Origin of the sequence: Mesorhizobium sp. B2-7-2, assembly GCF_006440775.1 — a bacterium.
Classification (GTDB): Bacteria; Pseudomonadota; Alphaproteobacteria; order Rhizobiales; family Rhizobiaceae; genus Mesorhizobium.
On the sequence record NZ_VFTZ01000002.1, the window covers coordinates 310,702 to 322,476 of the forward strand.

The 11,775-nt window shown below is 65.1% G+C and carries 9 protein-coding genes and 1 pseudogene; 8 read left to right on the forward strand and 2 right to left on the reverse strand.

Annotation, left to right across the window (positions count from 1 at the left end; all coding sequences use genetic code 11):
- Positions 1-14 precede the first annotated feature (14 nt).
- Positions 15-1,340 (reverse strand): tetratricopeptide repeat protein, encoded by a 1,326-nt coding sequence (locus FJ425_RS04300; protein ID WP_140722015.1) that lies wholly within the window; start codon positions 1,338-1,340, stop codon positions 15-17.
- 323 nt (positions 1,341-1,663) lie between these two features.
- Here FJ425_RS04300 and FJ425_RS32300 point away from each other — a divergent pair.
- A pseudogene (locus FJ425_RS32300) lies at positions 1,664-4,356 on the forward strand (autotransporter outer membrane beta-barrel domain-containing protein).
- Between the two features lie 216 nt (positions 4,357-4,572).
- Here FJ425_RS32300 and FJ425_RS04310 read toward each other — a convergent pair.
- On the reverse strand, positions 4,573-5,196 hold the full coding sequence (locus FJ425_RS04310; RefSeq protein ID WP_140722018.1) for a LysE family translocator: 624 nt from the start codon (positions 5,194-5,196) through the stop codon (positions 4,573-4,575).
- 325 nt (positions 5,197-5,521) lie between these two features.
- Between FJ425_RS04310 and FJ425_RS04315 the strand changes: the two genes are divergently transcribed.
- The 7 genes from FJ425_RS04315 to FJ425_RS04345 all read left to right on the forward strand — a co-directional run bounded on the left by FJ425_RS04315 (position 5,522) and on the right by FJ425_RS04345 (position 11,767).
- Entirely contained in the window at positions 5,522-6,190 is a 669-nt protein-coding gene (locus tag FJ425_RS04315) for a L,D-transpeptidase (RefSeq protein WP_246677872.1), read from the forward strand.
- Positions 6,191-6,275: 85 nt separating this feature from the next.
- Entirely contained in the window at positions 6,276-7,442 is a 1,167-nt protein-coding gene (locus FJ425_RS04320) for a diphosphate--fructose-6-phosphate 1-phosphotransferase (protein ID WP_140628570.1), read from the forward strand.
- A gap of 14 nt (positions 7,443-7,456) precedes the next feature.
- Entirely contained in the window at positions 7,457-8,203 is a 747-nt protein-coding gene (locus tag FJ425_RS04325; RefSeq protein WP_140628573.1) for an MBL fold metallo-hydrolase, read from the forward strand.
- 189 nt (positions 8,204-8,392) lie between these two features.
- On the forward strand, positions 8,393-9,931 hold the full coding sequence (locus FJ425_RS04330) for a DegQ family serine endoprotease (protein ID WP_140722024.1): 1,539 nt from the start codon (positions 8,393-8,395) through the stop codon (positions 9,929-9,931).
- Between the two features lie 125 nt (positions 9,932-10,056).
- Positions 10,057-10,668 carry a sulfite oxidase-like oxidoreductase gene (locus FJ425_RS04335; protein WP_140722027.1) on the forward strand — a complete coding sequence of 204 codons (612 nt, stop codon included), beginning with the start codon at positions 10,057-10,059 and terminating at the stop codon, positions 10,666-10,668.
- Positions 10,669-10,709: 41 nt separating this feature from the next.
- A complete protein-coding gene (locus FJ425_RS04340; protein ID WP_140722030.1) occupies positions 10,710-11,450 on the forward strand; it encodes a ferredoxin reductase in 741 nt (246 codons plus the stop codon).
- A 68-nt stretch (positions 11,451-11,518) separates the two neighbouring features.
- On the forward strand, positions 11,519-11,767 hold the full coding sequence (locus FJ425_RS04345; protein WP_140722033.1) for an AbrB/MazE/SpoVT family DNA-binding domain-containing protein: 249 nt from the start codon (positions 11,519-11,521) through the stop codon (positions 11,765-11,767).
- The last annotated feature ends 8 nt before the right edge of the window (positions 11,768-11,775 follow it).

Genomic DNA, 11,775 nt, shown 5'->3' on the forward strand with positions numbered 1-11,775 from the left:
AGATCCGCTCCGGGTCAATTCTCTGACAAATCGGCGGCGCGACGCGAGAACAGCGCCGACAGCGGGCTGTCGGGCCGGGCGAGCTGCCGTTCGGCCGTCAGCGCCCGTGCGAGCGCCGTATCGCCGGCGCGCAGAGCGGCCTCGATCAGCGTCAGGTCGATCACATCGCGCTGCGCATGGCTGCCGCCGAAACGATGCGCGATCGAGCGGATCGGCCGGATCAGGCGCGCGGCCTCGTCATATTTGCCTTCGCCGAAGGCCTTGATCGCAAGCGTCAGCGGATGGCCGACATCGCGCGTGAAGGCGGCGTTGTCATCCTCGCCGCGCATCGCCTCGCGTTGCGCGTCGAGCAGCGTCTTGGCCGGCGCCTCCAGGCCTGCGCCGACAAAGGCCATCATCGCATGCGCATCGTTGAAGGCATAATTGCCGGCGGCGGCTTTCGGCATCCAGTTGCCGGCAAGCGTCGCCCAGCGGTCGCCGATATCGACGCCGCCCAGAGTGAGGCGCCACAGGATCGCCGAGGCATCGACCATATTGAGCGCCAATGTCGAGCGGTCGCCAAAGATCGGCCCGTCATAGAGCTTGAGCACCTCGTCGGTTTCGCCGAGATCGTAATGGAACAGCGCTAGGTGCCACCAATTGTGGATCTGGAGAAAACTCTCCCTGGTCCATGCATCTGGATTGGCGCGCATCCAGGCGATGCCGTCTCGTTGCCGGCTTTGCATTTCCATGACATGCGCGACCGCATGCTGCGCCCAGCCGTCGCGCGGCTCGATCTCCACAGCCTGCCGGCCGAAGGATTCGGCACGGCCATAGTCGCCCATCTCCTCCAGCCCGAAGGCTTGCATGCCGAGAATGGCGTGGTAGCCCGGCATGCCTTTTTGCCACGCCGGCAGCGCCCGGCCGATGCGGTCGCGCAGCATGCGCGCATTGCCGGTGAAGAAATCGATCTGATGCCCGACCTGCAGCGCCAGCGCATCGTGCGGAGTGTCGATCGCGATGTCTTCGAGGATGCGTGCGGCTTCATGCCAGCGGCCATCGGCGAGATGCCCAAGCGCCGCGACATGCGCCGCTTCGCGCGCGGTGGCGGCAAGGGGCAACGCCGCCTGATGGCTGGATCTAGCGACGGCCATCGCATCTCGCTCGGTGGCGAGGCCGAACAGATAGCCCTTGAACACATGCGCCATGACGAAGGCCGGATCATCGGCAATGGCGCGGTCGATGGAACCGACCGGGTCGCCGATGAAGCATTGCAATTCATGCACGGCGCGGGCGTAGGACGAAAACCCGGTTTCGGTCACGCCTGAGTAAGTCAGGCCGAATGCGTCCTTCAGCGCCATTGGATGCCCTTCGACGATCGTGAATTTGCGGTTCGGAGCGCGATCCTAAAGCATCGGCGCGGAGCCTGCCAACGACCGGCTGGGTCAATCAATACTCAGGTCTATCTGCCTGAGATTGCAGTTCATCAACCATGGGAAGCAGAATAAGCTTTGAAAAGCGAGACGAATTATGGCCTTATTGCGGCAGGGGCGGGGCGGCTTAAATCGCGATTTGCGAGGACGCGATGCGGCGCTTTGGAATTTCTCCCCCGAGACTGTTCTCGGAAGGTGAGATTATATCAGCAAATGCTGATCAAAAGATGAGAGGCCTCGATCATCCTTGGATGCTTGGCCTTCTAGCGTCGACAGCACTTACATTGCTGCCAGGCTCCCAGGCTTTTGCCGCATGCGTGCTGAGCCCGCCCGCCGGCAATACTGCCTATGTCTGCGACAGCGGCGATTCCGGCGGCAGCCTCACCGACACCAGCGGCGACAACGCGCTGACCTTCCCTTCCGGCGGCACCGGCCAGATCAGCGGCAATGTCATTTTCGGTGCCGGAACGGACCGCATCAACATGCAGTCCGGCACCATCACCGGCACGGTCGACCAGGGCGACGGCACCGATTTCTTCACCATTGGCGCCGGCACCGTCACCGGCAATGTCCAGCAAGGTGCGGGCATTGACGATTTCAACATGAGCGGCGGTCAGATCGGCTCGCTCAACCAGGGCGATGGGCTCGACACCTTTACCATGAGCGGCGGCCGCATCGTCGATTTCTTCGACGATGGCGACCGCGCCGTGATGACCGGCGGCCGCATCGGCCGCGTCAACATGAAGCTCGACAAGAACTACTTCAACATGTCCGGCGGTGTCATCGACCGCAACCTCGTCACCGGTTTCGACACCGATACCATCATTCTTTCCGGCGGCACGGTCGGCGGCAACATCAGCGTCAGCGGGGGCGACGACAGTGTCACGATCACCGGCGGCACGGTCGGCGGCGACGTGCTGATGAGCTTCGGCGCCGACAGCTTCGTCTGGGACGGCGGCGGCATCATCTATGGCAATGTCGATCTCGGCGCCGACAATGACACCGCCAAGCTCAGCAACCTCACCAAAGCCAATCTCGGCGGCGCCAAAACGCTCAACGGCGGTCTCGGCACCGACACGCTCACCTTCGACAACGTCAAGCTGGACGGCATCACCAGGGTCCAGAACTGGGAAACCATCAATGCCACCAACGACACGCAATTGACATTGGACGGCAACCTCGTGCTGGGCGACTCGGGCACGGGCACCGGCAAGATCAACGTCGACCTGGCAAGCACGCTCTATGGCGGCGGCTTCAATGCCTCGATCCAGGCCTTCACGTCAGGGCAGTTGGCCGAGGTCTTCAATGCCGGCCGCATCGACCTGACCAACGGCAATACCGGCGCCACCGACCGGCTGACGATCAACGGCAACTATACCGGGCTCGGCGGCCTGCTGTTGATCCAGACCGAACTTGGCGACGATTCCTCCGCCTCCGACCGGCTTGTGCTCTCCGGCGGCACGGCTTCCGGCTCCACCGGGATCGCGGTGGTCAATGTCGGCGGCGCTGGCGCCGAGACCACGGCGGATGGCATCATGGTCGTGCAGGCCGTCAACGGCGCCACGTCGAGCGCCAACGCCTTCGCGCTCGACGCGCCGGTCGCGGCCGGTGCCTTCGAATATTATCTGTTCAAAGGCGGCGTCAGCGCCGGCAGCGCGGAGAACTGGTACCTGCGCTCGGCGCTGATCACGCCGACATCGCCGGCGGCCGCGCCTGGAGCGCTGGACCCGACGGCGCAGCCGGAGCCCGTGGCGCCGGAAACCGAAGCGCCGCCGCCGCCGTCCGAACTGCCACCGGTGCCGGTGCCGACCGATGGCGATGCCAACAATCCGCCGGTCGACCCGACGCCGCCGGTGCAGGCGAGTGATCCTGAGCCCGAGGCGCCGCCGGCTCCGCCCGAGGCACCGCCGGCCGATCCGCCGCCGCCACCGCCCCCGGTGCCGACCGCCGTGCCCGATCTGCCGACGCCGGCGCCCGGCCGGGAAATCCTGCTTTATCGCGTCGAAGTGCCGGTCTATTCGGCCGTGCCGCCTGTCGCGCAGCATCTGACGATGGCGACGCTAGGCACCTTCCACGAACGCCGCGGCGAGCAGAGCCTGTTATCATCCGACACCGATCTGCAGCCGGTCTGGGGCCGGATCTTCGGCCAGGACGCCAAGATGGGTTGGTCGGGAACGGTCTCGCCCTCCTTCGACGGCACTTTGTTCGGGCTTCAAGCCGGGTTCGACCTTATGGGCCGCGAAACCGCCTCAGGGTCGGTCGACCGCGCCGGCCTCTTCCTTGCCTAATGGCATCATGAACGGCGACCTGCGCGGCCAGGCCCTGGGCCAGGATGGTCTTGCGGTCGGCAGCCTCGACGTCAGCGGCACCAGCGTCGGCGGCTACTGGACCCGCATCGGCAAATCCGGCTGGTACCTGGACGGCGTGCTGATGGCGACCTTCTTCGGCGGCTCGGCCTCATCGTCGCGCAACATCGACATCGATGTCGGCGGAACCGGGGTCACCCGCTTCGCTCGAAGGCGGCTATCCGGTTGCACTCGGACAAGGCTGGACGCTGGAACCGCAGGCGCAACTGGTCTGGCAGCATTTATCGCTCGACGACACCAGGGACAGGTTCTCCTCGGTATCGTTCGATTCCGACGATGACGTCGCCGGCAGGATCGGATTGAGGCTGCAAGGCGAAACGGTCCTCAGCGGGATGCCGCTGCAGCCCTACCTCAAGGCCAACCTCTGGCACGATTTCGGCGGCACCGACCGTGTCGATTTCGAGGGCACCGACATCTCGACGGAGAGCCGGTCCACCTCGTTCGAGTTCGGCGGCGGCATGGTCGCCAAGGTGACCGACAAGGTCAGCGTCTTCGCCACCGGCGACTACACGACCAATCTCGGCGGCGACAAGCGCCGCGTGCTGGAAGGCAATCTGGGTGTCAGCGTGAAATGGTGAAGGTGTGTCGATATTCAGGTGAGGCCGGCCTGCAAATGGCGGCTTCCTGCGCTTCCGGTGCTCGCGTACTCTAAGTACGCTCAGCTCCGGCCTTCGCCGGCCGAAGCCCTCATAAGAGTTTCCGCTCTGTGAAGGCTACGGCCGGCGTAGGCCGGGTCTCGGAAGCCACCACTTTCGGCTCGGCATGACCTGAATCTCGACACACCTTAGGGCAGATCAATTCCCCGACCGCATCGCCACCGTGGCGATGCCGGCGCCGACCAGCAGCGTGCCGCCGGTGCGGTTGAAGATGCGGATCGCCTTCGGGTTGCGCACGATCGCCCGGGCCCTGGATGCGATCAGCGCGTAGCCGAAGGCATTGGCGAAGGCCAGGGTCAGGAAGGTCGTCTCGAAGATCAGCATCTGCGTCCAGAACTCGGCATGCCGGTCGAGGAACTGCGGCAGGAAGGCGACGAAGAAGGTGATGCTCTTCGGGTTCAGCGCCGTCACCAGCCAGGCATGCGCCATCATCCGTGCCGCCGAAACCGCGTCGGTGCGCGGTTCGGCCTTCAGCGCGCCGCCTGCGCGGAACAGTTTTATGCCGAGATAGATGAGATAGCCGGCGCCGATCACCTTGAGCATGGTGAACACCGTTGCCGAAGCCGCGAGCAGCGCGCCGATGCCCAGCATCGACAGCGTCATGGCAGTGAAGTCGCCCAGCGCCACGCCCACCGCCATCGGCAACGCGGTGCGCCAGCCTTGCCCAAGCGCATAGGAGACGACCAGGAGGATCGTCGGGCCAGGAATGATGAGAAGGATGGAAGAGGCGGCGGCGAAGGCAGCCCAGTTTTCGAAGGACATTTCCCTGCTCCTTGAGCGCAAAGAAAAGGATAAATCCTGGGGCCGGCGAGAATGTAAAGGGGCCGTCGGAAAAATCTTCAGCCCCCGGCCGGCGGCTCATCTACCGCCATAACGATCCGTTAGGGTTAAGCTTGGCACGGGCTCTTTCACCCTTTTTCAACGATGAATGGCGAAAATGCCTGCGATCCGGCCGGACCCCCGCCGGCAGCGTAGGGTTTGGTGCATGCGCGAGTTGCCGCAACGTCTGACGCCGCTTTCCAACGGCGCCGCAATCGATACCGAAATTCAGCTTTCCCGCCGCGCCGTGCTTTCCGGCGCGGGCGCCATGGCGCTGCTCGGCCTTGCCGGCTGCAGCACCACCGACACGCTCGACCTGCCGCAAATGCAGCTCGACAACACCGTCACCGGTTCCGTGCCGCCGATGCGTCCGGCGATCAGCGTCGACAAGAACATCACCGGTCCGGACATCATGTATGCCTCGCTCACCGACGGCGGCTTCCAGGTGCCGGAGGTGCCGTGGCAGAAGGTCAAGCCGCAGTTCCGCCGCCAGATCGTCGTCGACAAGACCGGCGAAGCGCCCGGCACCATCGTCGTCCACTTGCAGGAGCGCATGCTCTATCTCGTCCAGCCGGGCGGCGACGCCATCCGCTACGGCGTCGGCATCGGCAAGGACGGCTTCCGCTGGTCGGGCCGCGCCAACATCCAGTACGGCCGCGAATGGCCGGTGTGGACGCCGCCGCCGGAAATGATCCAGCGCAAGCCCGAACTGGTGAAATGGCAGGGCGGCCAGCCCGGCGGCCTCACCAATCCGCTCGGCGCCCGGGCGCTCTACATCTACCAGAACGGCAAGGACACCGGCTACCGTATCCACGGCTCGCCCGAATGGTGGAGCATCGGCCAGGCCATGTCGTCGGGCTGCGTGCGCCTGATCAACCAGGACATCATCGACCTCTACAGCCGCGTTTCCAAGAAGAACCCGGTCGTCGTCGTCTGATCGCTCCGCCGGCCCACTCTTCCGTTGCGCGATGCCGCAAGACAGGCGAAGGTGCCGTGAAAACCTTCGCCTCGGGAGAAAAAGCATGGCCGGAACCTTCGTCATAGCGCAGGGCGGCGGCCCGACCGCCGTCATCAACCAGACGGTCGTCGGCGCCACGCTGGAAATCCGCAAGCGTCATCCTGGCGCCAAGGTGCTGGGCTCGCTCCATGGCGTGCGCGGCATCCGCGACGGCAACTATGTCGATCTCTCCGCCATCCCCGAAGACCGGCTGTGGCTGATCGCCGGCACGCCGAGCGCCGCCCTCGGCTCGACCCGCGACAAGCCGGACGCTGCCTATTGCGAGGTCATCCTCAACGGTTTGAAAAAGGCCGGCGCCGACGCCTTCATCTATATCGGCGGCAACGACACGTCGGGCACGCAGCAGATCCTGACCGATGCCGCCGGCGGCTCGATCGCCTTCGTGCATGCGCCCAAGACCATCGACAATGACCTCGAGGAGAACGACCACACGCCGGGCTTCATCTCGGCGGCCGAATTCGTCGCCGGCGCCTTCCTCTCCGTCGACCTCGATTTCCGCGCGCTGCCCGGCATCTATGTCGGCATCGTCATGGGCCGTCACGCCGGCTTCCTCACCGCCGCCGCGGCCGCCTGGCAGCTCGATCCCGACAGCGGCCCGCATCTGGTTTATGTGCCGGAGCGCGCCTTCTCGGCGAAGCGCTTCATCGATGACGTACGCGAGAAGCTGGACCGCCACAAGCGCTGCATCGTCGCCGTCTCGGAGGGCGTCAGCACCGCCGACGGCAAGGCGCTGGTCGAAAGCCTGGTGCCGCCGGACAAGCTCGAGCGCGACCAGCATGGCAACGTCAAACTGTCGGGCAGCGACCTGCCGGCGGCGCTCGAACGGGCCCTGGCCGAAGGCCTGCCGGGCAAGCGCGCGCGGGTCGACGCGCTGGGCTATATGCCGCGCGGTTATGTCGGCGCCATCAGCGCTGTCGATGCCAAGGAAGCCTTCGATGCCGGCGCCTTCGCGGTTGCCGTTGCCGGCGAAGGCGGCGGCTCGGTCGCGATCCAGTATGATGGCTCGAAGACAGTGCTGAAGAAGGTGCCGCTGAAGGCGGTGGCCGGCAAGACGCGTCACATGCCCGACGATTTCATGCAGCCGGACGCCAACCAGCTGTCGGAAGCCGGCATGGCCTATCTGAAGCGGCTGGTGCCGGAAAAATACAAGGTCGGCAAGCCCTTCGTCTGATGGGCGGCGGCTCGATGCCCGAGCTTGCGGTCGGCGACTGGTTCGGCAAGGCGAAAATCGATGCCGGCATGACGATGCTGACCGAACCCTTCGTGCATGATTTCGTGCGCGCCAACATGTGGCATTTGAAGGGCCGCGACGCGGATCTGCTGGTCGATACCGGCATGGGCATCCGTCCGCTGGCGCCTGAGATCGACACGCCGCCCGGCAAGCCGCTCATCGTCGTCGCCACGCATATCCATCTCGACCATGTCGGCTCGCTGCATGAATTCCCGCTGCGCCTGGGGCCGAAGATGAGCGCGGCGCGGTTCGACGTCATGGATGATGCCGTCACCTACGCTTACATGTTCCACAATCTCGACGGCGCCGTCTCGAAGCTGCCGGCGCCGGGCTGGAAGGCGGCTGATTACCGGATTCCCTCGGCACCGCTGACGCGTGCGCTCGACGAAGGCGACATCGTCGATCTCGGCGACCGCAAATTCCGGGTGCTGCATCTGCCTGGACACTCGCCGGATTCGATCGCGCTTTTCGACGAGGCCGATGGCCTCTTCCTCGCCGGCGATGCCATCTATGACGGCATGCTGATCGACGATCTGCCGGATTCGGACCGCACGGCCTATTGCCGCACCATGCGGCGGCTGCTCGACCTGCCGATCCGCATCGGCCATGGCGGCCATGGCCCGAGTTTTACCGGCCAGCGAATGCGTGAGACCGCCTCCGCTTATCTGCGCCGGAGAGAGCGATTCGTAAGCGCTCCCTGAATTAAATCTTCGTAAGGTCATCCAAAGGCCCTGATTCAGGCCATTCAGCACCCTAAATCTTGATTGTCGATCCGGCCGGCTGCCATGCAAGGCGAGGCAGGCAATCCCGGTCGCCGACACGCCAACGGATGCGTGCTTCGAGAGCCATCCGGGGCGCCGGATCAACCTCTCGCCCGGACAGAAACGACCATGTCACCCATGAACATTCTTCGCAGACATCGCGTCGCGGCCCTGTTGGGCGCTGCGCTGATCATTTCTCCCGTCGTCGTCTCCTTCGCCCAGAACAATGCCGGCCTGAGCACCGTGGCCGCGACGACGCAGACGCCGGTACCCGGCATCACCGTTCCGAATGGCTCCTTCGCGCCTGTCATCGCCGTCACCAAGCCGGCCGTCGTCACCATCACCTCGGTCACCAAGGCGCAGGCCCAGGACGAGGGTTCGCCGCTTGGCGGCAACGTGCCCTTCGACCAGTTCTTCCAGCAGTTCTTCGGCGATCAGGGCATGCCGATGCCGAAAGCGCCACCGCAGCAGCAGTCGCAGCGGCAGGAGGCCCTCGGTTCCGGCTTCATCGTCGGCGCCGACGGCACGATCGTCACCAACAACCATGTCGTCGACGGTGCAAGCTCGATCAAGGTGACGCTCGACGACGGCACCGAGCTTCCCGCAAAGCTCGTCGGACACGACGCCAAGAACGATCTCGCGGTGCTCAAGATCAAGGCCGACAAGCCGCTGCCGACCGTCAAATGGGGCGATTCCAGCAAGCTGATGACCGGTGACCAGGTGCTGGCGATCGGCAATCCGTTCGGCATCGGCACCACGGTCACCGCCGGCATCGTCTCGGCGCGCGGCCGCGACCTGCATAGCGGGCCGTTCGACGACTTCATCCAAATCGACGCGCCGATCAACCACGGCAATTCCGGCGGCCCGCTGGTCGACGTCAACGGCAATGTCATCGGCATCAACACCGCCATCTACTCGCCCAATGGCGGCAGCGTCGGCGTCGGCTTCGCCATCCCGTCGGACCAGGCTGAGAAGGTCGTCGCCAAGCTGATGAAGGGCGGCGACATCGAGTACGGCTATCTCGGTGTGCAGATCCAGCCGGTCACCCCGGATGTTGCCAGCGCCATCGGCATCGATCATCCGGGCGGCGCGCTGGTCTCCCAGGTCACCGACGGGTCGCCGGCGGCCAAGGCCGGCATTGAAACCGGCGACGTCATCACCGGCTTCGGCGGCCAGGAGATCAAGGATCCGAAGGATCTGTCGCGCGCCGTAGCCGACGTGTCGCCGGGCGCCAGGGAAACCGTCAATATCTGGCGCAAGGGCAAGGCGATGCAGATTTCCGCCGATGTCGGCCGCAACGCTGACGATCAGAAGACGGCCTCGAACGGCAACCAAAGCCGCAGCCCGTCGGCCGAACAGGGCTTGCGCGTTCCCTCGCTCGGCCTCGGCCTGACCGACCTCACCCCCAATATCCGCGACCAGCTCAATCTAGCCGGCAACCAACGCGGCGCGGTGGTCGAGCGGGTCAATCCGGACAAGGCGGCATCGGCCGCCGGCATCCAGCCCGGCGACGTCATTGTCGGCGTCGACCAGACGCCGGTGAAGACGGCCAGGCAGGCCAACCAGGCGATCGCCGAGGCGGGCAAGTCCGGCAAGAAGTCGGTGCTTTTGCTGATCGATCGCGGCGACGCGCAGATATTCGTCGCCGTGCCCTTCGCCTCCGGCTGACAAGGGCCTCGACAGGGCCTGCCGGCGTCTCCGGCAGGCTCTGTCTGCAAGATTTCTGTTGCTCCCCAGAGCGTCTTCGAGAACACTCCCCGCGATCGACCAAATCCGGCGCAAGGGATGTCTCGATGGTGACGCGTGGCTTCTTTTCCGGACGGCGTCCTCCTTCCGACACCGACACGCGCATCCCGCCGGGTCAATATCTGGAGCAAGGGTTCCCGGTTCTGTCGGCGGGGCCGACGCCGCGGGTGCGCACCGAGGACTGGTCCTTCACCCTCAAGCGGGGGCCCCGACCGCTCAAGACATGGAACTGGGCCGAATTCAACGCGCTGCCGCAAAGCAATATGACGCGCGACATCCATTGCGTGACGGCCTGGACCAAGTTCAACACGCCCTGGCAAGGCGTGATGATCGACGACATCCTCGCCGATGCCGGCATCCAGCCGCCGACGGCTTACACGTTGGCGCTATCCTTCGACGGCTATTCCACCAATGTGCCGACCAAGGACCTCGTCACCGGCAAGGCGATGGTGGCGCTGCTCTACGAAGGCAAGCCGATCACGGCCGATCATGGCGGGCCGGCCCGGCTTCTGGTGCCGCATCTCTATTTCTGGAAATCGGCCAAATGGGTGAACGGGCTGCAGTTCACCGAGCGCGACGAGCCGGGCTTCTGGGAGCTGCGCGGCTATCATATGTATGGCGACCCCTGGCGCGAGCAGCGCTATTCGAGCGATCCCTGAAGGCGAACCCCTGAAGGCGAACCCATGAGTGGCGAATCATCATGACCGCCGAGCCATCGCCGCAATCGCCCTGGCAGGCAGCTACGATCACCCGCATCCAAAAGCGCACGCCGCGCGTCGCCAGCTTCTGGTTCCAGCCGACGCGGCCCTTCGCCCATCTGGCCGGGCAGCATGTCGACATCAGGCTGACGGCGCCGGACGGCTATCAGGCGCGCCGCTCCTATTCCATCGCCTCGGCGCCGGGTGGCGGCATCGAGCTGGCGATCGAGCGGCTCGACGACGGTGAGGTCTCGCCCTTCTTTCACGACGTGGCTGCCGTCGGCGACGAGATCAAGCTGCGCGGGCCGCTGGGCGGCCATTTCATCTGGGAGGAAAGCGACGGCGGACCGATCCTTCTGGTCGGCGGCGGCTCGGGCGTCGTGCCGCTGATGGCGATGCTGCGCCATCGCACGCTGCGCAACACGGCGGTGCCCGTCGCGCTGATATTCTCGGCGCGGGTCTGGGACGAGGTGATTTTTCGCGACGAGCTGATCGGCCTCGACGATCGTCGCGACGGGTTCGATCTGGTGCTGACGCTGACCCGCGAGCCGGCGAGGCGCCCCTCCGACTATTCCCGGCGCGTCGACGCCCGCATGATGGCGCAGGCCGTCGAGCGCCTGCCGAAGGCGCCGAGGCTCGCCTATGTCTGCGGCGCGAATGCATTCGTATCGGCCGCGGCCGATGCGCTGATCGGTGCCGGAGTTCCGGCAGGGTTGATCCGCACCGAGCGCTATGGGGTTTGAATTGCGGGTGCAAGCCGTTGAAATTCGATTCATAACTTGCTCACTTCTGGTGTTACCGAGGAGCGAGGATGGCCACCACCGTCACGGCAAAAGGACAAGTGACCATTCCGAAGCCGGTCCGCGATCTACTGGGGATCGTCCCGGGAAGCCAGGTCGATTTCCGACGCGCCGCAGATGGGAGCGTAGTGCTGGCTCGTGTTGACAGGAAGCAACTGGTGAGCCGCTTTGCCGAGTTGCGAGGCCATGCCGGTGAGGGGCTCACGACCGACGCGATCATGGCGCTGACGCGTGGCGAAGCATGGCGCTCATCGACTTAATCGAGTGC

Excerpts from the sequence above, each read along its gene's own strand:
- FJ425_RS04300 (WP_140722015.1), bottom strand. The coding sequence starts at position 1,340 with ATGGCGCTGAAGGACGCATTCGGCCTGACTTACTCAGGCGTGACCGAA.
- FJ425_RS04310 (WP_140722018.1), bottom strand. The coding sequence starts at position 5,196 with ATGTCCTTCGAAAACTGGGCTGCCTTCGCCGCCGCCTCTTCCATCCTT.
- FJ425_RS04315 (WP_246677872.1), top strand. The coding sequence starts at position 5,522 with ATGGCGCTGCTCGGCCTTGCCGGCTGCAGCACCACCGACACGCTCGAC.
- FJ425_RS04320 (WP_140628570.1), top strand. The coding sequence starts at position 6,276 with ATGGCCGGAACCTTCGTCATAGCGCAGGGCGGCGGCCCGACCGCCGTC.
- FJ425_RS04325 (WP_140628573.1), top strand. The coding sequence starts at position 7,457 with ATGCCCGAGCTTGCGGTCGGCGACTGGTTCGGCAAGGCGAAAATCGAT.
- FJ425_RS04330 (WP_140722024.1), top strand. The coding sequence starts at position 8,393 with ATGTCACCCATGAACATTCTTCGCAGACATCGCGTCGCGGCCCTGTTG.
- FJ425_RS04335 (WP_140722027.1), top strand. The coding sequence starts at position 10,057 with ATGGTGACGCGTGGCTTCTTTTCCGGACGGCGTCCTCCTTCCGACACC.
- FJ425_RS04340 (WP_140722030.1), top strand. The coding sequence starts at position 10,710 with ATGACCGCCGAGCCATCGCCGCAATCGCCCTGGCAGGCAGCTACGATC.
- FJ425_RS04345 (WP_140722033.1), top strand. The coding sequence starts at position 11,519 with ATGGCCACCACCGTCACGGCAAAAGGACAAGTGACCATTCCGAAGCCG.